Below are 21,496 nucleotides of genomic sequence, written 5' to 3'. Positions count from 1 at the left end.
GAAAGCGTAGAGAACATACGTAAACGGAACAAAAAAGAGGTGGCTTTGCCGCCTCCTTTTTGTTAGCTGTGAATCGCCTTAATCATAAATCGATGTTGCTTCACATCAAAATATCCTTTTTGTAAGATAATTTCATGTATACGATATAACTCCTCATAATACCTTTCGATAGTAAAATCAGGAATTTGCCACGGAATCGCTTTTAAATAGTAGACGATAGCGCCAATATCATAAAAGCGTTGGAAAGGGAATTCTTCCTTTGCTTCTAAAATAGTAAATCCAGTTTCCTCTAACTCACTACATGCTGCTTCAAGTGACCAACTTGCAAATTCGTTATTTAGCGGTGCGTTAAATTGCTCATTAAGTTCCACACAATCGAGACCACCAACTTGTTGTGTAAGGAAAATCCCATTTTGAGAAAGGATTCTTTTTACTTCAGAAGCAGCATATGATTCATGTTGGTTTAGGATTAGATTAAACTGACCATCTTGAAATGGCAATGCAGTATCATCGTTCACCTCTACAACAGTAACCCCTAAAGGCTCTAATTTCTTTCGAGCAATTGGCACGTTTGGAGCGTAGCCCTCAGTAGCATAAATAGTTGACGGGAACGGTTGTAACATAGATAAAAACTCTCCGCCGCCAGTTCCCATATCTAGCATTGATTTAGCGCGTTGCATAAGCTGGAAAGCAGTACTGCCGTACGACCATGATAAAGGCTCGCTCTTCATTCGGCCCGTTTCTGAAATGAAAGAAAAATCCCAACCGCTAAAATGTGTATTTGCACTTTCTAATAAAGTTAAAAATAATGGATCACGTTTCATAATTATGTCCTCCTATTTTTCAATGAATGATATGATGAGAACGGAGAACGGGAGGACCTCTCATGAAAGAGAAGCGGTTTTACGTTTCGTGTTCGAATAGATTCATATAAATTTGCTCCTTGTGAGAATAGTAATTTATATATTCGGGATAATCGAGTGGGAATCCTTTGAGGGTATAAAAGAAGGCAGTTGTTTAATGAAAAAATTTAGTGTATTTTCAATAACATTGATGACTTTTGGAATGTTATTATTTGGATTAAATAGGATAATAGATAGCTATTCTGAGCCTATTATCCTATTAGGGTATATTTCTTTTTTAATTGGAGTGGTTCTGAGTATTATAGCGATTGCTAGACGTGAAGATGGAAGATTAAAATTCATATCACTTATCTCTTTCTTTGTTCTCCTGTTTTTCATTACTTGGTTTGAGTCGTTTCAGGTACTACGAATTATTACTTGGCTAAAAAATATCTATTAAAATTTAAATTGTTGGTAAAAATGGGAAAACTTAAATTTAGGTTTCTTTTTATTATATTCGATTATCAATATTAAAACTTATTAGAGCCATTAATAAAAGAAATAGATATATAAACCGAGTGTAAAAATATTTTAATTCTTTGAAAACATTCAGCGATTTAGTATTCTTTATATATGGAATATTTTGTTTATGCGAAAAGAGGGCAAGGTGCTATATGAAAAGAATGAAAAATGTAATGTTACTATTGTTATGTTTCTTATGTTTAAGTGGGTGTAATTATAAAGATGACGATCAGGTGAAAAAATATGTGAAAAAAAAGCACGGAATTGATGTGATTGTAACACATTGGGGTGCTATAAACGAAGGGAATATGGGGCATACATATCATACTGTTCAAGCAAAAAATAACAAAAATATTCAATTTAGAGTAGAGGTAGATGGCTTCTTATATTCAAGAATAAAAGGTGATGAATATCAATACGGAAAAAAAACATATGAGGAATATAAGAAATTTAAACCAATGCTAGAAGAAATTAAAAAATTAGGTTACGTGGAACCTGAAAATAAAAATGTTTTTCAATATATAGTGGATGATGATATAGAGGAGAAACCAACGGATACGTTATTATTAACTTTAAAAACGAGTGACAAGATTGATTACAGTCAATTTGAATCAAAAGAATTAGATCGTTTATATGCTCTAATCCAATTCATTCAGAAGAGTAATAGAAAGATAACAACACTTGAAATTGAGGATTATAATGGTGAATCTATAGGCTTGCCTTTTCAAAATGTGCAAAAAGCTATAACGAAAGAAGAACTGCTTTTAACAATGAAAAACACAGTAAGCGGTTATTGGACATATTTGGTTCAAACTGAAACAAAAGTAGGCGTAAGGTTAAATGAAATTCAAAATGATCGTTTTGAAATTGAGGATATTACTTGTCCACACCCGAAAGACGGCAATTGTCTAGAGTATGAATTGACATTAGTTTTCAATGACAGTGAGATAAAATATAGAAATGATCCATATGTAATAGATGATTTGAGAAAGGTAGTCACTATTCTTAAAGAAGAACTATATAATAAGGAATTTAACATATATTTAAGGAACAAGGATGGAACAAGTTATTCACTCTGGCTATCATCCGAAAAAATTAAGGAAAGTAATAACATAGAAGAGCTAGTAAAATAATGATATAAAGAAGAAATTTAAAGTGCTTTTTACGTTTGTTATTTCTGTATTCAAAAGGAAAACCGCTTATACTTCATTTTTGAAGCATAAGCGGCTTTGTTTAAAATATTTAAAAACAAAAATCTTTTGGTAAATTACCATTTTTAATAACTGTTCTTAACCCATGTTTTATAATCCAAGGATTAATAGGATGCTGTTTATCACGTAATTGCTGTAACCACTGAAAAACGAGTTCTTTATCTTCTTTCGTAATATCGTTAATATGATTGGCTACAGATTTTTGAACATATTTAGAAGGGTCATTCATTAATGGTTCAAGAAGTTGTAAATTGTACTGAAAATCACCTTTTAGAGCTCCTATTTTTTTAGCCCAAGGAAGCCTTGGTCTTGTACCTTCAGAAACTAATCTCCTAATGTGGCTGTTTTCGTCATGAATCCACTGTTGTAATATGTTTAGTGTATCTTCATGGTATGTTTCAAGAAAGGGCCGAATGGCATATTCAGCAGTATTCCTTTTCGTTATTTCATACATTGCATTAAACGAGATTTTAAAATCGTTAAGCCCATATTTTTCAATGTATTTTGCAACAGGCATGTACATATATCCATTTGTAAATGTGCCTACTTCTGTTGTATTTTCTGGTCCTAATGTTTTCAGTAATATATGTATTGCGGCATTAAAATCTTTTTGTAAAGCATTGTGTAATTCATCTGCAATTACTTCAATACGCTGTTTTAACTCTAAATTTTCAACTTTACAAGCTACAGAATCTACAAAGATGCTTTTAGAGAAACAAGGATCGTGTTTACAAATAGAATCAGCTATTTTTTCTGCTAATTCTTCATTAAATAAAAATTTTAACGGAACATATTTACCCATTTTTTCACCTCGGTGGTCAAATGAAAACAATTTTTATTTTTTAATCGACAATCCATAAACCAAAGTCTCACTCGGAGTCGTAATACTAAAACCTGTCGTCTTATAATCAAGCTTCACTGTATCACCAGTGTAGTCTTTCGTAAATGAATCCATTTGTACGATAAGCTCCGCATCTTCATATACAACATCATCTGCGTTAAATGTATCCCAAATTAAATCGACATCAACGAAAATACTACAGGAGTTTGTCATTGTTCCTCTAATGCGAATGATCTTTTTGTCTTCACGTTCTAATCTATGTATAGCTGCTTTTGCTTCATCAGTAATGCGAATGTTCATTGTATCCCAACCTTTTATTTATATTTCTTCTATTATGGCAAAAACAGGAGCAATAGGGAAGGAAAGAGGTTTGCAACAAAAAACGAGCAAACAAATTTGTTTGCTCGTTTCACTTTATTTTAGTTCACATTTATCAAGTGGAATCACTTTTGTTTTTTTCGTAAATTTATATCCTAACCATAGTACTAAGAAGAGTGGTAAACCGATGTAAGAAACGAGTACGCCATTCCAATCGATTGATTCACCCATAAATGCGCCGTAGTTTTGTCCTAAAATTACGATGATACAAAGTGTAAATGCGAAGATTGGACCAAATGGGAACCATTTTGCTCTATATGGTAAGTCATTTAAATCTTTTCCTTGTGCGATATACGCTTTACGGAAACGGTAATGACTAATTGCAATGCCGACCCAAGCGATAAAGCCAGACATTCCTGATGCATTTAATAACCAAATGTATACAACACCGTCACCGAATAAAGAAGCAATGAAAGCGATACTACCGACAATTGATGTTACGATTAATGCGTTAACAGGTACACCGCGGCTATCTAATTTACCAAGAAACTTTGGTGCTTTTCCTTGGCGAGCTAAATCCCAAAGCATACGAGTTGATGCATACATACCAGAGTTACCAGCAGATAGTACTGCCGTTAAAATAACAGCGTTCATAACAGAAGCAGCAAAGGCAACGCCCGCTTTTTCAAAAATAAGTGTAAACGGACTTACTGTAACATCACTTGCAGCAAGGCTTTCAGTTGTATAAGGAATTAATAAACCGATAACGAGAATTGCAAGGATATAGAATAAAAGAATACGCCAAAAGATTGAACGAATCGCTTTCGGAATATTACGCTCTGGATCAGAAGTTTCACCAGCAGCTACTCCTAATAGTTCAGTACCTTGGAATGAGAAACCAGCTGCCATAAACACACCGATAATTGCCATGATACCGCCGTTAAATGGTGCATCTGCAACAGTGAAGTTTTTAAATCCAACCGTTTCACCGCCCATAATTCCAAAAATCATCATGAAACCAACAATTAAAAAGATAATAATCGTAACTACTTTAATAAGTGCGAACCAATATTCAGATTCACCAAACCCTTTAACAGATAAATAGTTTAAAAGGAAAATAATAGCTAAACATAATCCGCTCCAAATAAGAGAAGGGGTATCTGGGAACCAAAATTTCATAATTAATGTTACGGCTGCAAGTTCAGCAGCAATCGTAATTGCCCAGTTATACCAATAGTTCCATCCAAGTGCAAAGCCAAGTGATGGATCAACAAATTTTGTTGCATACGTACTAAAAGATCCAGTAACAGGCATGTAAGCTGCAAGTTCAGCTAAGCTTGTCATTAAAAAATAAACCATAATTCCAATTGCGGCGTATGCAATTAATGCGCCACCAGGTCCAGCTGTATGGATGACACCACCACTGGCAAGAAATAGTCCGGTACCAATTGTACCACCGAGAGAAATCATCGTAAGGTGACGAGATTTTAATCCGCGTTTTAATTCACCTTGTCCTTGTGTAGTTTGCGTTTTAGAGGTAGATTGATTTGTTGCGCTATTCATGTTCAACACTCCTTTTCTTGTAGGTTAGGAAGGAGCGGGGGAGAAAAATACAAAAAACCGCCAAAGGAATTTGGCGGAACGTTTCACAAATAACCACCCCATCATACCCTTCCGTTAAGATAGCACCCCACGTTTACACGGTAATTTTGTAAACGTGACAGTTCTGTTCCTTTCGGAGACAGCCCCAGCTCATATTTCCAGAGAAGAAATATAAACTTCGGCAACTTTTCCTTTCAAACGGAGTCAGCTGACATTCTCTGTGTCTCGTCCGTTTTACTATTAAAAGTCGCAACCTCTACCTCATCGGATTGATGAGGATTTATATATTGCTAAGATTTTTAATATATGGCAATTGTAATGACTTTCTGAATATATTGCAAGATATTTTGTTAGGAAAAGTCAAAAAATATCGGTTATTGTATAGGAAACGCTTGCAAAACTCCACCCGAACCTACTATTATGTAGCAATAAGCAAAGAAAAAATTGTTATACAAATGTTTCGCAAAAAATATTGAAAAACCCTCTAAATTAAAAGAAAATTCAGAAAAATATAATTCGACATTCATAATAAAGTCATATTATTTGTTATAATTAGGGTAACGTTTAAGCAAAAAGGGGAAATCAAAATGAAATTAGAAACAGAAAGGCTCTATATAGTGCCGTGTACAGAAGAGAGGATTCAAGTCGCTAACGAGCAAGGATATAATAGCGGTCCGCATATTGTAGGGCATGTAAAGAATGTAAAAAAAGATGCAACTTTATTACCATGGGGGGCGTGGTATGTTCTTCGAAAAGAAGACGATAGCGTTTTAGGTGATATTGGGTTTAAAGGGAAACCAAACGAGGATCAAACAGTAGAAATTGGCTATGGATTCATTGAGAAATATTGGAATCAGGGCTATGCAACAGAAGCTGTAAAAGAACTAATCGATTGGGCTTTCAAAACAGGTGAGGTAGAAACAATAATTGCAGAGACACTTCTAGATAATTATAGTTCGATGCGTGTTTTAGAAAAGTTACATATGAAGAGAGTAAATGCTACAGAAATGATGATTAATTGGAAAATAGAAAAATAAAAAATACCGCTCTAAATTGAGCGGTATTTTTTATAGTTATGGTAGCATTTGCTTCTGATCATTCGGATACTCAGCCGTTGACGTATTAGGACGATTGGAATGATTACGAACAGCAATGAAAATAGAAATAATAACGACAAGACCAACTGCAACGTAAGAAAGTGAAATAATAGTTGGATCCACTTTAAATGTAGTAAGCAGTGTACGAATGTTTGTAAAGATAATAAGACCACCAACTAATACGCCAAGTAAATGAGAAGGAACGATGCGAACTAGCCATGCCGCGATTGGTGCCGCTACGATACCACCGAGCATGAGAGAAAATACCCAAACCCAGCTTACTTGTTCCCAGCCAAGTGAGATGAAGAAGCCGATTGTTGCAGCGAGTGAAACAGGAAATTCACTCGTATCTACAGATCCAATAACTTTTCTAGCTTCATTTCCTCTTGCTAGAAGAACAGGTGTCGTAATCGGCCCCCAACCACCGCCACCAGTTGAATCAACGAATCCAGCGAATAAACCAAGCGGCACAAGTTGTTTTGCAGACATACGCTTATTTGAAGTGACAATTTGTTTTTGAATGATGAATCGTAATAAAATATAAACCCCTAAAGTAAATAAAAATACGGAAATGTACGGTTTGATTACATCTCCAGGCAAATTACTTAAAAAACATGCCCCAACAAATGCGCCGATTGCCCCAGGTAATGTAAGCCTGGAAACTGTATATTTATCAACGTTTCCAAATTTGATATGAGATGCGCCAGAAGCTGCAGTTGTAACGACTTCAGCTAAATGAACCGATGCGGAAGCTACAGCCGGTGCAATACCAAACATTAATAATAGTGAAGTAGACGTTACCCCATACGCCATTCCGAGTGCTCCATCGATCAGTTGAGCGAAAAATCCAATAATAGCAAAGACAATTAATTTCTGCATAAATAATCCCCCTGTAATAATAAATGAAAAAGACACTTTTCCCGTATGAGAAAAGTGCCTTTGGTTTTTCCAATCAGCAATAATTAAATTTGTTTCATTATAATACATATTAATCGTATAAATCAACTAGGTTTTAAAGTTTTTGAATTGAATGAAAGAAAAATAAAATATACAATAAAAGGATGGAGAGAAAGGGGAGAAAGACATGTTACGATTTGATCATCTTGTTCACGCAGTTCATGGTACACCGGAGGAAGCGGCAAAACAAATGCAGGAACTTGGATTTCATACTGTATTAGGCGGAGAGCATACGAATTGGGGTACTTGGAATAGTTTAAGTTATTTTGATTTATCATATATAGAATTTTTAGCAGTTCAATATGAAGAAAAAGCGAAAGAAGCAGAAAATCCATTAGTACAAGAAACAGTGGTGAAACTACAAAATGGAGAAGGAATGCTACAAATCGCGATCCGAACAGATGCAATTGAGGAGCTAGCAGTTAACTTTAATAAGTACGGCTTACATACGATAGGGCCATTTGAAGGGAAACGCATGAGAAAAGATGGCCGACTTTTAGAATGGAAAATGTTATTCGTTAAGCAAGAAGAGAACGGACCGAAATTACCTTTCTTTATACAGTGGAATGAAACGGACGAAGAAAGAAGAAACGATTTACGTAACAGTGGGACGATTACTGAACATAAAAACAAAGTGCAACAAATTGAAACGATTCATTACGCAGTAAAAAATGTTCGAGAAACAGTACGGAAATGGAAAAAAGTAATGGGACTATCTACAAGCTCAGTTGTGAAAAATGAAAAATGGAATGCTGAGAGTCAAAGTGTAGTGTTTGGAAATATTCATGTGCAGTTTTGTGAACCGATTGGAGAAGGGCTAGTACTAGAACATTTGAATAAGAATGGCGAATATCCATTTGCAGTAGAGTTTAAAGGTGGAAATAAACGAGAGCATGAAGTGCTAGGTAGTTTGTACATATATTATTAGAGGTGAACGTTGTGAAAGAAATGCTTAGGGAGATAGAGAGAATACTAGAATGGCCTCGTATGTTAAAAGCGACTGTTATTTCAAAAGGCTTTTCATTCGATGAGAAATATAAAATTGAATTAGAGAGTGGGGCCTCGTATTTTATTAAAGTATGCGATTCATCATATTTTGAACGGAAGCAGGAAGAATATGAATATATGCAGCAGCTAGATTCTTTACATATTCCTATGCCAAAATTAATTCATTTTATTAGTCTTACTAAATTCAATAAATGTGTACAAGTTTTTGAATGGATTGATGGATTAGATGGTGAAGATATATTAAGAACGTTGTCTACAGAAGAGCAGTATAGGGCTGGAAAAAAGGCTGGAGAAGTACTAAAAAAGATTCATTTAGTTGAAAAAGAAGATAAAAGTAATTCATGGGAAATGTCTATATGGAGTAAATATGAGAGATACTTAGAAGCGTTGAAAGAATATGAAGTAGACTTTTTTCGTTTAAATACAGTGATAGATTTTGTAGGAAATCATAAAGATTTATTAAAAAATCGTCCCATCGTATTTTTACATGACGATTTTCATCCGGCTAATATAATGATTGACCAAAATGAGTTTCGGGCTGTCATTGATTTTGCTAGATTCGATATTGGTGATCCTATTCATGATTTTTATAAAGTAGCACTATTTACAACGAATATAAGCAAACCATTTGCGGTTGGACAAGTTCACGGTTATTGCGGAGGCGAACCATCGCTTCATTTTTGGAAACTCTATACATTGTACGCCGCGATGACATTCCCAGCGGATATCGTTTGGACGAATCGAAGTACGCCGCATTTAGTAGATGATATGAAGGAAAGATTAAATGGAATTTTAGAAGATCATAATGATTTTTCATCCTATATTCCAAAATGGTATCAATCAAGCGAATTTAATAAATAAAGGAGTAATTTATATGGATAAAATAGCAGTAATTTCAGATATTCACGGTAATATTCAAGCATTAGAATCCGTGTTGAATGATATTAAATTAAGAGGAATCGAGCGCATTATTTGTCTTGGAGATTTAGTAGGAAAAGGACCTCATTCCAGTGAAGCAATTGAAATCATTCGTAAAGAATGTGAAGTAGTCGTAATGGGAAACTGGGATGATTTTATTACAAAGCCGACTGAATTTGAAGCATTAAAATGGCATCAAAAACAATTATCGGAAGAACAAAATGATTATTTAAGAAGTTTACCATTTTCAATCGAATTTTTTATGAGTGGAAAACTCATTCGTATGTTTCACGCTTCACCGAGAAGTTTATATGAAAGAATTCAACCACACGCTTCAAGAGAAGAACGTATTAGTATGTTCGAAAATAGTGATCTGACAGAAAATATAGAAGGAGAAAGAAAACCAGATGTCGTTTGTTACGGCGATGTTCACCAAGCGTTCGTTCAAAATTTCAGAGGGAAAACGTTATGTAATGCCGGTAGCGTAGGAAACCCACTTGAAATAACGCAAGCTTCCTATTTAATATTTGAAGGAACATATAATGAAAAAGAAGCGGCGAGCTTTTCTATTCAACTTGTACGAGTACCGTATGATATTGAATTAGCTATCAGATTAGCAGAAGAACTCGAAATGCCAGAAATTGAAGAGTATAAGCAAGAGTTACGGACGGCCTTATATCGGGGGGTTAAGGGGAAGTAAGCTAATAATATATCAACGATTTTTCAAATATATCTATCATAACTTAAAATATATCAACGATTTTTTCGATATATCAACGATTCGACAAAGGATATCGATTTACCGACAAATAGTGACATGAATTGTTACTTATAATTATATTATGTAAACTAATTATAAAGGGAGATATCATGAACCGAAAACAACGAATCAAAGAAATTGCAGATCATATTGTAAAGCTAAACTTAACCTATCCAACAAGAGTTGGAGTAAGTGGTATTACAGCATCAGGAAAAACAACATTTGCAAACGAACTAGCGGAAGAAATAAAAAAACGAGGACTACCAGTAACACGCGCAAGCATTGATGATTTTCATAATCCAAGAGTGATTCGCTATGCAAAAGGAAAAGAATCTGCAAGAGGGTATTATGAAGATGCACACGATTATACAGCTTTCAAAGAAAGATTATTAATGCCTTTAGGACCTAACGGGAATTTACAGTATGAAACGATTTCTCATAACTTAATAACGGATATGTCTGTACATAATGAGCCGCTATTGGCCACGCAAAATATGATATTAATAGTAGATGGAACGTTTCTATTGAAAAAAGACGTTGCGTATTTATTTGATTACAAAATCTTTGTAGATACAAATTTTGAGATTGCGAGAAAACGTGGTGCTAAGCGGGAAACTGAAGCTTTTGGAAGTTATGAAGAAGCAGAGAAGATATTTTTGAACAGATATCATGCGGCCTGTAAGTTGTATATAGATGAGCATAATCCAAAAGAGTGTGCGAATGTTATATTTAAGAATAGTGATTTAGGAAATCCAGAAGTTATATTTCATGAAAGAGCGTAATACATAATCAGAAATATATGTATAGCCTTTTGTTTATTGTTATAATTAAATTAATTTTATGAAGCAAATAAAAGGGGATAAGACAATAAAAAACGCAAAAAGGGGATAAGAAATATAATGAATGAAGTACTCGAACTAAAAGAAGAACTACTACAAATTAAAAATAATAATTATGCTGTACCAGAAGACGTAGATGCATATCCATATGCGCAGTGGATGCTAGATTATATCGGATCACCTGATGCTGAATTACGTGATGATTTAATTTATAGTACGCTTCACACATGGATTACAAATGATGTATTTAGACAAAAAGAGTTAAGAGGATTAATGTTACAAGCAATTAGTCCTGATTATTTATTTTATAAAATTGGTGAAAAGGGAACAGACTCTGTATTTAAACGTGCATTCTCCGTATTAATTCCACCACTTATTTTATCTGTTCATGAAAGAGAACCGTTGTTATCGGAAGAACAATTGTACAGTGTGGCAGAACAAGTGTTGGAATATGTATATTTAGAAGAAGATGTAAGGGGCTACGTAGAAGGAAAAGGCTGGGCACACTCTACTGCACATGCAGCAGATGCGCTCGATGCGTTAGCACGTACAATTCAAAATCGTGAGTTTTCATATGCGATTCTTGCGGCTGTTCGTCAGAAGGTTCGATTGAGTGATTACGTATATGTACACTTTGAGGATGAGAGATTAGTAAAGCCAATTATGTCGTTACATAACCAAAAGCTTTTAACTGAAGAAGAGTGGAGCAATTGGCTACATAGTATAGCAACTGTTGAGGACATCCGACATCCGCAGCATGCTATTTTAGTACAAAATATTAGATCGTTCTTAAGAAGTTTATATTTCAGAGTTTTAGAGACAGAGGGTAGTACAGCCTTTACAGATGATATATTGGAGACTTTGAAGGGTTTGCGTAGATATTAAAATAATCCATAATTAGAAACAAAGAATACATGTTCATTTTGAAAAATTTATTAGAAATTTATTTTTACATTGTACCCTTTTAGTATAGGCTGAAAGGGGTGTCAAATGAAAAAATTATTAAAGTCAGTGAAAATAATATTTTTAATATGTATTAGTATGATTTTCTTTGGAACAGGAGCTGTATTTATATATCATAACTGTCAATTAAAAATGGAATCGAAATTAATGAACAATAAAGGTGAACTTGTTAATTTCGATAATAAAAAAGTGAATGTTTATAATGAGGGGAGCGGGGAAGATACGTTTGTATTTATGGCCGGATCTGGAATTGCCGCTCCTGTTTATGAGTTGAAAGGCTTATACAGTAAATTTTCGAAAGAAAACAAGATTTCTGTAATTGAGAGAGCTGGTTATGGATACAGTGATGTTTTTCAAGATGATAGAGATATTGATACGATACTAGAACAAACAAGAGAAGCGCTTATTCGAAGTGGGAATAAACCACCATACATCTTAGTACCACACTCTCTATCGGGTATTGAGGCCATTTATTGGGCACAAAAATATCCAAGTGAAGTAAAAGGGATTATTGCGTTAGATATTGGTTTACCTAAACAGTACGTGACTAATAAAATAGGTATGGTTGATTCATTAAAAATAAAAGGGATGAATATTTTAACGAAAATTGGTTTTCAGAGATTAGCTCCCTCTATTACTTATAATCCCGAAGTCATTCGTCAATCCTTTTTAAACGAACAGGAAAAAGATGTTTATAAAGCGCTTACGTATAAGCGGGCTTTTAATGATGATATGAAGCAAGAACTTTTACAAAGCTACAATAACGGTAAAAAATCAAATTCTTTATCGATCCCAAAAGAAACACCTATGTTATTTATAGATGCGATTGCTAGGCAATATAAAGATTCGAAGTATACAAAGCAAAAAAACAAAGATTATAAGGAGTTTGCTAGCAAGTTATTAATAGCTGATGTGAAAATAATTGAAGGTACACATAGTATTTATTTATATGCTCCTGATGAAATATACAAAATTGCTATGGATTTTATTAAGAATAAAGTAGTGAAGAACTAAGCAATTGTTATTTTAGTGATGAAAGGTCTACATAATGAAAGTATATAACATATTAATTGTTGAAGACGATTTAATTATAGGAGATTTATTACAAAAAATTTTACAGTGTGAGAAGTATAATGTGTATTGGGAGAAAGAGGGAAGGAAAGTTCTTGATATAATTCATGAAATAGATTTAGTCGTAATGGATGTTATGTTACCAGGCGAAGATGGTTATCAAATTACAAAGAAAATAAAAAATCTAGGATTAAATATTCCAATTATATTTCTATCAGCAAGGAATGATATGGATAGTAAACTAAAAGGTTTAACTATTGGAGAAGAATACATGATAAAACCTTTTGACCCTAGAGAGTTGTTGTTAAGGATTCAGAAAATGTTAGGTAATCAATATGGTACGTTCACGCAAATTAACCATGTATTTATAGATGCAGAATATAAAAGAGTTTTTATTAATGATTTGCGTAATGAAGTTGCTTTTACAGCAATTGAACGTAAAATATTCTTCTATTTATATGAAAATAGAGATAGAATTTTATCGAAAGAGCACTTCTATGATTACCTATGGCAACTCGAAGATAGAAATCAAAATATCATGAACGTACATATAAAGAAAATCAGAACCAAAATTGATGATAAAACAGGTGATATTATTCAGAACATATATGGAGAAGGGTATAGATTAAATACCTATATGAAGAAATGAACTTAAAGAAAAAATATCAGTTACTATTATTCTCCGCTATTATTAGCGTACCACTGTTATTGTTGTTGATTAGTATCTTTGTATCAGTTATTTATAATGCTGTCTTTAAAACTAAAAATAAGAACATCCCTTTTCACGAATCCTATGCATATCCTACTATGTTAATCATATTTTTGTTATCACTATTAGTATTAGCTTTTGTATTTTCAAGGTCGATTAACACCGTATTAAATAAAATTAATATATTAAATCAAACAATTCGAGATTTGGCGAGTGATAAAAAAATCCCTAATATAATAGATGTTAAAAGCGATGATGAAATGGGAGAACTGATTAAATCAGTAAACTTGCTTATAGAAAGAACAACTTATCGAGAATTGGAACTACAACAACAGGAACAAATAAAAAAGGAACTATTAAATAAATTACGGCATGATAGTAATACACCCTTAACAGCGGTCAGATTACAATTATATTATTTAGAAGGTGAGTACAAGGAACAAGCACCAGTACTTGAATCACTGTATGAGCAGATACAATATATAAGTGATTTAACTAACGAATTTAATATGCAATCTACCGAAACCTTAGAGAATACTTATATTGTGCATGATGAAGTGAATATACATAATTTAATAGAAAATATGATTAAAAAATGGAGCTATTTGTATAACATTCATAAAATTGAATTAGTATATAATCCACAAGATAAAGAGTTGATATGGAATAGTAATGAGTTATGGATTCAAAGGCTATTTGATAATATTTTTCAAAATGTCCTTAAACATTCAGAAGCTAAAAAACTTAAAATCATTATAGATGAAGATATTGTTTATTTTAGAGATAATGGGATTGGGTTCGATATAAATAGTAAAGGAACAGGACTTGGTTTGAAAAATATTGAAGATATATCAAAGATGTTTGATATAAAATACACTTTACAATCAAATAGTGAGGGGACAATGTTTTCATTTGAAAATACTAAAGTTTAGAGAAAATTACATAAAACCAATACCTCCCAACCATACTAATAAAATGTGTTGGAGGTGAGTTTTATGGACAAAAAAGACTTTGAAAAAGTGTATAATGATTATTTACATCAAGGAGAAGAGCAAGCTCAATTTGAAATAGCTCAGGAAGTTACTCCAGGAGCAGAACAAATTGTTGCCGTTCGTAAAAATGATGATGGAGATTTAATTGCGTTTAAAACAAGTAGCGGGAGAGAGTTAGATTATATGACTGCTCTTAGTGAAGCGAAATCAGGGAAATTAGCTCATGTGGACGTATTTCATAAGTATGGCAGAGATATTATACGTAGTGAACCTGATGGAATAAAAGAAAATAACTTAGATAATTTACCTTCATTTTAAACGGGTAAGCCTTAAGAAGAGAATGTTCATTTGGATATTCTCTTCTTTTCTTTCTCTACAAATAGACGGTTCATTTCTACAGTGCGATCATACTTTTAAAGAGCGCTCTAAATTTTTCTTTATCTTCTGCTGTAAATGGTTTCGGTCCCTTTGTACGTTTACCACTTTTTCGAACCATTGCACTTAAATATCGTGTTTGTAACAATTGTTCAATGTTATCATTCGTATACTTATAGCCTTTATGGTGTAGTACGATACAACCTTTTGCTAAAGCGAGCGAAGCAAGACCGTAATCTTGTGTTATGATTAAATCTTCTTTTTGGGCTAACTGCATAATTCGGTAATCCGCAGCATCTGCTCCAGAATCAACATAAATTGTTTCCACACCTTTTGGCTGCTCTGCATTAGAATAATGAGAAAAGCTTGTAACGAGGGTAACAGGAATTTCTGCCTTCGTTGCTTCAAAAATAATTACATCTTTTACAGGGCAAGCATCTGCATCAACATAGATTTTCATTGGTATCACTCCTATAACTAGGTTCGTGTTGATGATAATGGTAGATTTAGGTTTTGTCAAACGAGGGTTTGTATCTAAAGTTACTTTTCACAAACCAAAATAGCCTCACGTAAACGAGAAATCCCTTCCTCAATTTGATCAATATTCACTTTTCCATAAGATAAACGAATATAACCATCTTTCGCGCCGAAAATACTACCGGGCATAAAGGCGATTTCTTGTTTTAAGCTTTGCATAATGAGTTGTTTTTCGTTTATCGGTTCTTTTAATTTTCCCCATATGTAAATACCACCGGTCGGGTTTGAAAAAGAGATTTTATCGTGAAGTTGCTCGTTTAGAGCGCGAACGATAACGTCTCTTTTTTCTGCTAGTTGTTTTCGTAACGGTACGATATGAGACTGAAATGGTACAGTTTCAAAAAACTGCTGCATAAGCCACTGCGGGAAAATGCTCATCCCTAATTCCATTTGATGTCGTGCGTCAGATAACCTTTCTACTACCGATTGCGGGGCGACAAGCCAGCCGACTCGTAATCCCGGTGCAATCATCTTTGATAAAGAATGCACGTAAATGACAGTTCCATTTTCATCAATCGATTTCAACGTAGGGCAAGGTTGTTTCTTTTCTAATGTAAGTAAACTAGACGGATCATCTTCCACAATCGCAATTCGTAAGTCTGCACAAAGTGATAATAGTTTTTTTCTACGGTTTGGATGCAGCATTGTGCCCGTAGGATTTTGGAAGTTTGGATTTAAAAAAATCATTTTAATACGATGCTTTCTATATAGCTCTTGCACATCATCCGGATTAATACCGTGTTCATCGACAGGTAATGGGAAAATACGAATACCTGCTGATTGGAATAACGGTAAGGAATAACAGTGTGATGGACTTTCGAAAGCGACAGCATCACCTGGATTTAATAAACATTGTACGATAAGGTGAAGTGCTTGCTGTGCGCCAGATGTAATCATAATGGATTGTTCAGTCGCTTCAACTTTTAAATATTCCTTCATATATTTTACGACCGCTTGTCTGAGCGGGAGATAGCCTTGCGGATGATCGTAACTTAATGCATGCGTTAACGGTTGTTCTCGTAAAATTGTTTGTAGTTGATCGTGGGGATAAAGATTACAACCAAGCTCTCCGTTTGCAAAATCAATAATATTTTCATTTTGTTGTACTTCTGCCCGAATATGGCGAAGTAACGGTAAGTTTGGTAAGAACGTACCACCTTCTACGAAATTTCTCCAGTTCGGCGTTAATGTTGGAGAAACACCCCACATATGTGTACTCACGCGTGTTCCTTTACCAGTCGTACTTTCTACAATTCCCATAGCACGAAGTTCATTATAAGCAGTCGTTACTGTACTGCGGTTTACATTTAACTGTGTAGCTAATTTCCGTTCGGAAGGGAGGAAGCTACCTGGAGGAAGTTCTCCATATGTAATACGTTTTTCAATAAAGTCAACAACTTGCTGATAAATAGGGATTTTACTGTCGCTATCTAGCTTCCATTCCATAAAAACGCCTCCGTAACTCTTATATACATTCAGTATAACAAATTGGCTGGGTAAAAAAACAGCCAATTGGACGGTGTTATATCCAGCCAATTTTACTATGCTAAATAGGGAAGGGGAGATTCGGATGAAACGATGGCAAATGGAATGGCTCCTAGTATCAGTAGCATTAGTATGGGGAGCGAATTATACAATTGGAAAGTATGGCGTGGCATATATGTCATCCATTCAATTTAATAGTTTACGATTTTTAGTAGCATCACCGGTATTATTACTTATTACATTTTTAATGGAACGCTCATTACGCATTGAAAGAAAAGATTGGTTACGATTAGTAGCAGTCGGTATCGTTGGTACGACAATGTATCAAACGATGTTTATGCTATCTGTGAAATATACTTCAGCAACGAACGCCTCATTATTAATTGCGATGTCACCTATTTTTACAGGGATATTAGCAGTATTGCACAAACAAGAACGTTTTTCGATGAAAGTACAAATTGGTTCAATAGTAGCGTTTATTGGTGCAGCATTCGTTTTATTAACAGGACATACAGGAGGAACTACTTACGAATATGCGTGGCTCGGAAACATAATTGGATTAGTCGCAGCGATTGCGTGGGGATGGTATCCAATATTAGCGCAACCTCTTATAACAAAATATTCCGCAATGAGAGTCACATCTTGGTCAACTTTAATTGGAATTGTACCTCTCGTTGTATATTGTTTATTCAACGTAAATACATTAACGTGGCCAGTAGACATGCCAAGCTGGGGGTCTCTAGCATATTCAATCGTCTTCGCGACAATCTTCGGACTTGCAATGTGGTATGTCGGTATTAGTAAAATAGGCTCAACGAAAGTAATGGTTTATATGTATCTTGTACCATTGTTCGCAGTTATTTTTGCGGCAGTAACAATAGGGGAGCAAATCAATATGATGCAACTGGTTGGCGGACTTATTATCTTTGTGGGTCTATATGTTGTAAAAAAAGGTGGAATCAAAAAGCCAGCTCTCAATTTGAAAAAGGTAAGCTAACAGTAAAAATGATCTCTTTCATATAGAAGGAGATCCTTTTGGTTTTTGTAATAAAAGCGCTTGTTCAACAGCCCATTTTTGATGATCATGAATGAGAAGCTCTACAGCAAGTAAAGGAGACATCCACCGCAAAACATGATCTTCCTCACAGTTTTCAGTTTGTGTCTGCACCATGTTCGCAATATAAAAAAATCCATCGTTTAAATAATATGTATCTTCTTTTTCTGCATAAAAATATCGCATCGCATTACCGATATACTGGTTAATTTCAATTGCCCATCCTAATTCCTCTAGTAGTTCACGATGTAAGCATTCATCTTTTGTTTCGGTACCTTCCATACCACCGCCGGGTAAAAAGTAGCGTTCTCCTTTTTGGATAACAGCAATCTTTGAAGAAGATGATTGAAAAATAATCGCATAACAACTAGGTCTTAATTCATAATGAACGGTAGGTTTTTTCAAGCCAAACGTGAGTTTTGAAATCATAAAACACGACCTTTCTCTATAAAATACATAAAAGGGATATTAAGGTAAATGTAGAATTATATAAGTATAATCTTAATAGATTGGAGTGGTAACAACATGATAAATCGAAAATGTTCAAGGTGTAAAGAAATAACAGGTACATTGCACGGTGGCAAAAAAATTAAGGAAGAATTTCTATGTGAAGACTGTTTGCAAAAAGGAATTGCGAGTGGGGAAATCGAATTATCACAAGTGGAAGAAAAACAAACTTCATATCTTTCTATAAAAATATTAAAAATAATGAGTGTGATTTATTTAATAGCATCTATTTTAATGGCTTTTTCAACCGGTCCATTTATACATAATATAGGATTTGATGAAATGTCCATTTCAGGCCCAGAATTAGGTTTAATAAGTATTGTTATGTTAGGTTCTATATTTCAGTCAGTTCTTGTATTTTGCGGGATATGGGTATTTATCCTTTTAGTAGAAACAGTCATTAAAATTTATGAAAAAATGAAGTGAGTGAGAGGGAGAAACGTATGCGAGTAAGAAACATCCAAGGGGAAGATTATGTAAAGATTCATTCTGTTTTAAATGATTGGTGGGGCGGGAGAGACATGGCTGCTATGTTGCCAAAATTGTTTTTCGTTCACTTTCAAGAAACGAGTTTCATCATTGAAGAAGATGGCGAAACGTTAGGTTTCTTATGCGGATTCTTTTCGCAAACGCATAAAGAGGAAGCGTACGTTCATTTTATCGGGGTAAATCCGAAGTATAGAAGAAGAGGAATTGCATCGACATTGTATTCGTATTTCTTTGATGTCGCACGTGCAAATAATCGTAAAGTTGTAAAAGCAATTACGTCACCAGTTAATAAAAAATCGATACAGTTTCATCAAGAAATCGGTTTTCGAATTGAGGCTGGGGATGATGAGATAGAGGGTGTATCGGTACATACAAATTATGATGGGAACGGCGGTAGTAGAGTTTTATTTTTGAAACATGTGTAAAAGTAGGCTAGCGAAAAGTTAGCCTTTTTGTTGTGAGGAGCTAAAAGTATGGAGAGTAAACAAAGTAGAAATGAATACTTACGACGCATTTATAAAGTGCAAGATTATATAGAATCAAACATAAATGATTCACTTTCAATTGAAGAGTTAGCGGATGTAGCAGGATTTTCAAAGTTTCATTTTCATCGGATTTTTAAGGGGATAGTAAACGAGTCATTATCACGGTATGTAAACCGATTGAAGTTAGAAAGGGCAACACATCTACTTACATATCGGACAGATATGACGATTACAGATATTGCGTATCACTTCGGATTCACAGATTCAGCAGTTTTCTCCCGAACATTTAAGAATTATTACGGCGTAAGTCCATCTCAATATCGAAACGACAATAGCAAGAATTGCAAAGACGTAAGGGGAATTTCTCAATACAATGAATGTAAGAAGGTTCGAGGAAATGTTGAAATTGTAACAGCGGACGATATAAACGTCGCATACATAAGACATATCGGTACATATGAGGAGTTAACTATAGCTTTTCCAGAAATGATAGAAAAACTATTTCATTACGCAGCTAAGCAAAACTATCATGTATTTGATGATACGAAAGTATTAACCATTTACCACGATCATCATGAATTTACTGAGGAATATCATTTAAGAACAAGTTTATGTGTAACAATTTCAGATGAATCCACAGTAGAAACGAACGACGTTGGAATAATGGTAATACCTTCTGGAAAGTATGCAGTAGGACATTTTGAAATATGCCAAGATGAATATAAAGGAGCATGGGACTTTATATATGGTGAGTGGCTTCCAAATAGCGGATATAAACCGAGAGATTCGTATCCTTTTGAAGTATATAGAAATGACCCAAAGCAGCATCCAAAGCATAAACATATAGTTGATATATATGTACCTATCGAACCTTTTTAATTATAGGTTAAAGGGGAAAGAATAATGAAAATTGCTGAAAAGTTAGATCTGATTATAAAAGAAGAATACAAAAATATGAATGGCATGTTAGTAGTGCAGAAAGGTAATGTTGTTTTTGAAAATTATTATAATGGTTACAGTCCAGATAATGCGTTTCATGTAGCGTCAGTTACAAAAACGATAATCTCTGCGTTAATTGGGATATGTATAGATAAGGGCTATATAAAAAGTGTTGATCAAAAAGTAATAGAATTTTTCCCGGAATATAACGTTAATTCATCTGAAATAACAGTACGACATCTGTTGACAATGACAGCTCCACATCCTTTCGTAGACTGGCAGGAGCCGTTAGAAGAACTATGTATGCAACGAGATTGGGTAAAGTATACGTTAAATAGGATAGGAAACGGCGGAGAAATTGGATCTTTTAAATATTCATCTGCAGGAACGCATGTACTATCAGCAATTATTACGAGCGTAACAGGAAAAAGTGCGCGTGAATTCGCGAATGAACAGCTATTTCAGCCACTCGGTATGAGAGAAATTCCAAACTACAATATGAAAGCGTTTGGATTTGATGACTTATTCGGAAAAGATGTAAAAGGATGGGTTCATGATCCAAATGGTATTTCGACAGGCGGCTGGGGACTAACGTTAACAGTTAAAGATATGGCTAAGTTTGGACAGCTGTATTTGAATGAAGGTACTCATAATGGAAAACAAATACTATCAAAATCATGGATAAAAGAATCGACAGAAATGAACCAAAATCAATATGGTTACTTATGGTGGTTACGAGAAGAAGAGGGTGTCTATTCGTATTGTGCAATGGGTGATGGTGGGAATATGATTTGTTGTATTCCGATGCAGGATTTGGTTGTAGTAATTGCTTCTGAAATTATGCCGAATGCACGGGATAGATGGGAATTGATTGTGGAATATATTCTTCCTTGTATACGGTTAAATAAATAATTTTAGTAAAAAGATGGTGTGAATTGGAGCTTCATACCATCTTTTTGTTTTATGACGGAAATT

Annotated in this window: 25 protein-coding genes and 1 riboswitch; of the genes, 17 read left to right on the top strand and 8 right to left on the bottom strand. The window is 34.3% G+C overall.

The features are described 5' to 3' along the window. Positions 1 to 62: 62 nt before the first annotated feature. Positions 63 to 824, bottom strand: coding sequence for a class I SAM-dependent methyltransferase (locus tag BLT20_RS12465; RefSeq protein WP_000817573.1), 762 nt, complete (start codon positions 822 to 824; stop codon positions 63 to 65). A gap of 196 nt (positions 825 to 1,020) precedes the next feature. On the opposite strand from BLT20_RS12465, the gene BLT20_RS31325 reads away from it, so the two are divergent. Beyond that, on the top strand, positions 1,021 to 1,302 hold the full coding sequence (locus BLT20_RS31325) for a hypothetical protein (RefSeq protein ID WP_000714730.1): 282 nt from the start codon (positions 1,021 to 1,023) through the stop codon (positions 1,300 to 1,302). A 214-nt stretch (positions 1,303 to 1,516) separates the two neighbouring features. Further along, positions 1,517 to 2,497 (top strand): hypothetical protein, encoded by a 981-nt coding sequence (locus BLT20_RS12455; RefSeq protein ID WP_000827149.1) that lies wholly within the window; start codon positions 1,517 to 1,519, stop codon positions 2,495 to 2,497. A 109-nt stretch (positions 2,498 to 2,606) separates the two neighbouring features. Here BLT20_RS12455 and BLT20_RS12450 read toward each other — a convergent pair whose 3' ends face one another. The 3 genes from BLT20_RS12450 to BLT20_RS12440 all read right to left on the bottom strand — a co-directional run bounded on the left by BLT20_RS12450 (position 2,607) and on the right by BLT20_RS12440 (position 5,297). Continuing rightward, positions 2,607 to 3,377 carry a DNA alkylation repair protein gene (locus BLT20_RS12450; protein WP_000521690.1) on the bottom strand — a complete coding sequence of 257 codons (771 nt, stop codon included), beginning with the start codon at positions 3,375 to 3,377 and terminating at the stop codon, positions 2,607 to 2,609. A 33-nt stretch (positions 3,378 to 3,410) separates the two neighbouring features. Continuing rightward, positions 3,411 to 3,716: an iron-sulfur cluster biosynthesis family protein gene (locus BLT20_RS12445; RefSeq protein WP_002026004.1), complete on the bottom strand. Its 306-nt coding sequence runs from the start codon at positions 3,714 to 3,716 to the stop codon at positions 3,411 to 3,413. A gap of 114 nt (positions 3,717 to 3,830) precedes the next feature. Beyond that, positions 3,831 to 5,297 carry an amino acid permease gene (locus BLT20_RS12440; protein WP_001083397.1) on the bottom strand — a complete coding sequence of 489 codons (1,467 nt, stop codon included), beginning with the start codon at positions 5,295 to 5,297 and terminating at the stop codon, positions 3,831 to 3,833. A 112-nt stretch (positions 5,298 to 5,409) separates the two neighbouring features. Further along, a riboswitch (Lysine riboswitch) is annotated at positions 5,410 to 5,603 on the bottom strand. A gap of 320 nt (positions 5,604 to 5,923) precedes the next feature. Here BLT20_RS12440 and BLT20_RS12435 point away from each other — a divergent pair. Continuing rightward, positions 5,924 to 6,373, top strand: coding sequence for a GNAT family N-acetyltransferase (locus BLT20_RS12435; RefSeq protein WP_000764604.1), 450 nt, complete (start codon positions 5,924 to 5,926; stop codon positions 6,371 to 6,373). A 36-nt stretch (positions 6,374 to 6,409) separates the two neighbouring features. On the opposite strand, the gene BLT20_RS12430 is transcribed toward BLT20_RS12435, so the two are convergent. After that, complete coding sequence (locus BLT20_RS12430) at positions 6,410 to 7,420, bottom strand: sulfite exporter TauE/SafE family protein (RefSeq protein WP_002024365.1); 1,011 nt, start codon at positions 7,418 to 7,420, stop codon at positions 6,410 to 6,412. A 97-nt stretch (positions 7,421 to 7,517) separates the two neighbouring features. Between BLT20_RS12430 and BLT20_RS12425 the strand changes: the two genes are divergently transcribed. The 9 genes from BLT20_RS12425 (at position 7,518) to BLT20_RS12385 (ending at position 14,968) form a co-directional block, all read left to right on the top strand. Beyond that, positions 7,518 to 8,318, top strand: a complete 801-nt coding sequence (locus tag BLT20_RS12425) for a VOC family protein (RefSeq protein ID WP_000943354.1) — start codon at positions 7,518 to 7,520, stop codon at positions 8,316 to 8,318. 11 nt (positions 8,319 to 8,329) lie between these two features. Beyond that, the gene (locus BLT20_RS12420) at positions 8,330 to 9,259 is read left to right on the top strand and encodes an aminoglycoside phosphotransferase family protein (RefSeq protein ID WP_000661757.1); all 930 of its coding nucleotides are present in this window, start codon (positions 8,330 to 8,332) and stop codon (positions 9,257 to 9,259) included. 13 nt (positions 9,260 to 9,272) lie between these two features. Beyond that, positions 9,273 to 10,016: a metallophosphoesterase family protein gene (locus BLT20_RS12415; RefSeq protein WP_000357657.1), complete on the top strand. Its 744-nt coding sequence runs from the start codon at positions 9,273 to 9,275 to the stop codon at positions 10,014 to 10,016. Between the two features lie 170 nt (positions 10,017 to 10,186). Further along, positions 10,187 to 10,858 (top strand): nucleoside/nucleotide kinase family protein, encoded by a 672-nt coding sequence (locus tag BLT20_RS12410; RefSeq protein WP_001080561.1) that lies wholly within the window; start codon positions 10,187 to 10,189, stop codon positions 10,856 to 10,858. A 117-nt stretch (positions 10,859 to 10,975) separates the two neighbouring features. Beyond that, on the top strand, positions 10,976 to 11,800 hold the full coding sequence (locus BLT20_RS12405) for a DUF2785 domain-containing protein (RefSeq protein WP_001006686.1): 825 nt from the start codon (positions 10,976 to 10,978) through the stop codon (positions 11,798 to 11,800). 105 nt (positions 11,801 to 11,905) lie between these two features. Then, complete coding sequence (locus BLT20_RS12400) at positions 11,906 to 12,892, top strand: alpha/beta fold hydrolase (RefSeq protein WP_000734905.1); 987 nt, start codon at positions 11,906 to 11,908, stop codon at positions 12,890 to 12,892. A 34-nt stretch (positions 12,893 to 12,926) separates the two neighbouring features. Beyond that, on the top strand, positions 12,927 to 13,598 hold the full coding sequence (locus BLT20_RS12395; RefSeq protein ID WP_000870354.1) for a response regulator transcription factor: 672 nt from the start codon (positions 12,927 to 12,929) through the stop codon (positions 13,596 to 13,598). Next, positions 13,595 to 14,590, top strand: a complete 996-nt coding sequence (locus BLT20_RS12390) for a sensor histidine kinase (RefSeq protein WP_001049578.1) — start codon at positions 13,595 to 13,597, stop codon at positions 14,588 to 14,590. Before BLT20_RS12395 ends, BLT20_RS12390 begins: the two co-directional genes overlap by 4 nt. A gap of 63 nt (positions 14,591 to 14,653) precedes the next feature. After that, a complete protein-coding gene (locus BLT20_RS12385; RefSeq protein WP_000358158.1) occupies positions 14,654 to 14,968 on the top strand; it encodes a DUF3892 domain-containing protein in 315 nt (104 codons plus the stop codon). Positions 14,969 to 15,044: 76 nt separating this feature from the next. Here the strand turns inward: BLT20_RS12385 and BLT20_RS12380 are convergent, their stop codons facing one another. Together BLT20_RS12380 and BLT20_RS12375 are read right to left on the bottom strand one after the other, a co-directional pair. After that, positions 15,045 to 15,485, bottom strand: coding sequence for a YaiI/YqxD family protein (locus tag BLT20_RS12380; protein ID WP_000708751.1), 441 nt, complete (start codon positions 15,483 to 15,485; stop codon positions 15,045 to 15,047). Between the two features lie 80 nt (positions 15,486 to 15,565). Beyond that, the gene (locus BLT20_RS12375) at positions 15,566 to 17,008 is read right to left on the bottom strand and encodes a MocR-like pyridoxine biosynthesis transcription factor PdxR (RefSeq protein ID WP_000454925.1); all 1,443 of its coding nucleotides are present in this window, start codon (positions 17,006 to 17,008) and stop codon (positions 15,566 to 15,568) included. 124 nt (positions 17,009 to 17,132) lie between these two features. Here BLT20_RS12375 and BLT20_RS12370 point away from each other — a divergent pair, with 124 nt between their 5' ends. Then, on the top strand, positions 17,133 to 18,044 hold the full coding sequence (locus BLT20_RS12370) for a DMT family transporter (protein ID WP_000832972.1): 912 nt from the start codon (positions 17,133 to 17,135) through the stop codon (positions 18,042 to 18,044). A gap of 18 nt (positions 18,045 to 18,062) precedes the next feature. Here the strand turns inward: BLT20_RS12370 and BLT20_RS12365 are convergent, their stop codons facing one another. Further along, entirely contained in the window at positions 18,063 to 18,530 is a 468-nt protein-coding gene (locus tag BLT20_RS12365; protein ID WP_000623995.1) for an NUDIX hydrolase, read from the bottom strand. 96 nt (positions 18,531 to 18,626) lie between these two features. Between BLT20_RS12365 and BLT20_RS12360 the strand changes: the two genes are divergently transcribed. From BLT20_RS12360 to BLT20_RS12345, 4 genes are read left to right on the top strand one after another with little or no spacing between them, the layout of a single operon-like run. Continuing rightward, positions 18,627 to 19,034: a DUF3980 domain-containing protein gene (locus tag BLT20_RS12360; RefSeq protein WP_000610491.1), complete on the top strand. Its 408-nt coding sequence runs from the start codon at positions 18,627 to 18,629 to the stop codon at positions 19,032 to 19,034. A 17-nt stretch (positions 19,035 to 19,051) separates the two neighbouring features. Further along, positions 19,052 to 19,522, top strand: coding sequence for a GNAT family N-acetyltransferase (locus BLT20_RS12355; RefSeq protein ID WP_001266047.1), 471 nt, complete (start codon positions 19,052 to 19,054; stop codon positions 19,520 to 19,522). 48 nt (positions 19,523 to 19,570) lie between these two features. Next, positions 19,571 to 20,461, top strand: a complete 891-nt coding sequence (locus BLT20_RS12350; RefSeq protein WP_000444282.1) for an AraC family transcriptional regulator — start codon at positions 19,571 to 19,573, stop codon at positions 20,459 to 20,461. 24 nt (positions 20,462 to 20,485) lie between these two features. Then, positions 20,486 to 21,433 (top strand): serine hydrolase domain-containing protein, encoded by a 948-nt coding sequence (locus BLT20_RS12345; RefSeq protein WP_000683948.1) that lies wholly within the window; start codon positions 20,486 to 20,488, stop codon positions 21,431 to 21,433. Positions 21,434 to 21,496: the final 63 nt, after the last annotated feature.

The organism is Bacillus sp. cl96 (assembly GCF_900100505.1).
GTDB classification, from domain to species: domain Bacteria; phylum Bacillota; class Bacilli; order Bacillales; family Bacillaceae_G; genus Bacillus_A; species Bacillus_A cereus.
This window is presented reverse-complemented; position numbering and strand designations above follow the sequence as displayed.

Coding starts and splice junctions, on each gene's coding strand:
- BLT20_RS12465 (WP_000817573.1), bottom strand. CDS start 824: ATGAAACGTGATCCATTATTTTTAACTTTATTAGAAAGTGCAAATACA.
- BLT20_RS31325 (WP_000714730.1), top strand. CDS start 1,021: ATGAAAAAATTTAGTGTATTTTCAATAACATTGATGACTTTTGGAATG.
- BLT20_RS12455 (WP_000827149.1), top strand. CDS start 1,517: ATGAAAAGAATGAAAAATGTAATGTTACTATTGTTATGTTTCTTATGT.
- BLT20_RS12450 (WP_000521690.1), bottom strand. CDS start 3,377: ATGGGTAAATATGTTCCGTTAAAATTTTTATTTAATGAAGAATTAGCA.
- BLT20_RS12445 (WP_002026004.1), bottom strand. CDS start 3,716: ATGAACATTCGCATTACTGATGAAGCAAAAGCAGCTATACATAGATTA.
- BLT20_RS12440 (WP_001083397.1), bottom strand. CDS start 5,297: ATGAATAGCGCAACAAATCAATCTACCTCTAAAACGCAAACTACACAA.
- BLT20_RS12435 (WP_000764604.1), top strand. CDS start 5,924: ATGAAATTAGAAACAGAAAGGCTCTATATAGTGCCGTGTACAGAAGAG.
- BLT20_RS12430 (WP_002024365.1), bottom strand. CDS start 7,420: ATGTATTATAATGAAACAAATTTAATTATTGCTGATTGGAAAAACCAA.
- BLT20_RS12425 (WP_000943354.1), top strand. CDS start 7,518: ATGTTACGATTTGATCATCTTGTTCACGCAGTTCATGGTACACCGGAG.
- BLT20_RS12415 (WP_000357657.1), top strand. CDS start 9,273: ATGGATAAAATAGCAGTAATTTCAGATATTCACGGTAATATTCAAGCA.
- BLT20_RS12410 (WP_001080561.1), top strand. CDS start 10,187: ATGAACCGAAAACAACGAATCAAAGAAATTGCAGATCATATTGTAAAG.
- BLT20_RS12405 (WP_001006686.1), top strand. CDS start 10,976: ATGAATGAAGTACTCGAACTAAAAGAAGAACTACTACAAATTAAAAAT.
- BLT20_RS12400 (WP_000734905.1), top strand. CDS start 11,906: ATGAAAAAATTATTAAAGTCAGTGAAAATAATATTTTTAATATGTATT.
- BLT20_RS12395 (WP_000870354.1), top strand. CDS start 12,927: ATGAAAGTATATAACATATTAATTGTTGAAGACGATTTAATTATAGGA.
- BLT20_RS12390 (WP_001049578.1), top strand. CDS start 13,595: ATGAACTTAAAGAAAAAATATCAGTTACTATTATTCTCCGCTATTATT.
- BLT20_RS12385 (WP_000358158.1), top strand. CDS start 14,654: ATGGACAAAAAAGACTTTGAAAAAGTGTATAATGATTATTTACATCAA.
- BLT20_RS12380 (WP_000708751.1), bottom strand. CDS start 15,485: ATGAAAATCTATGTTGATGCAGATGCTTGCCCTGTAAAAGATGTAATT.
- BLT20_RS12375 (WP_000454925.1), bottom strand. CDS start 17,008: ATGGAATGGAAGCTAGATAGCGACAGTAAAATCCCTATTTATCAGCAA.
- BLT20_RS12370 (WP_000832972.1), top strand. CDS start 17,133: ATGAAACGATGGCAAATGGAATGGCTCCTAGTATCAGTAGCATTAGTA.
- BLT20_RS12365 (WP_000623995.1), bottom strand. CDS start 18,530: ATGATTTCAAAACTCACGTTTGGCTTGAAAAAACCTACCGTTCATTAT.
- BLT20_RS12360 (WP_000610491.1), top strand. CDS start 18,627: ATGATAAATCGAAAATGTTCAAGGTGTAAAGAAATAACAGGTACATTG.
- BLT20_RS12355 (WP_001266047.1), top strand. CDS start 19,052: ATGCGAGTAAGAAACATCCAAGGGGAAGATTATGTAAAGATTCATTCT.
- BLT20_RS12350 (WP_000444282.1), top strand. CDS start 19,571: ATGGAGAGTAAACAAAGTAGAAATGAATACTTACGACGCATTTATAAA.
- BLT20_RS12345 (WP_000683948.1), top strand. CDS start 20,486: ATGAAAATTGCTGAAAAGTTAGATCTGATTATAAAAGAAGAATACAAA.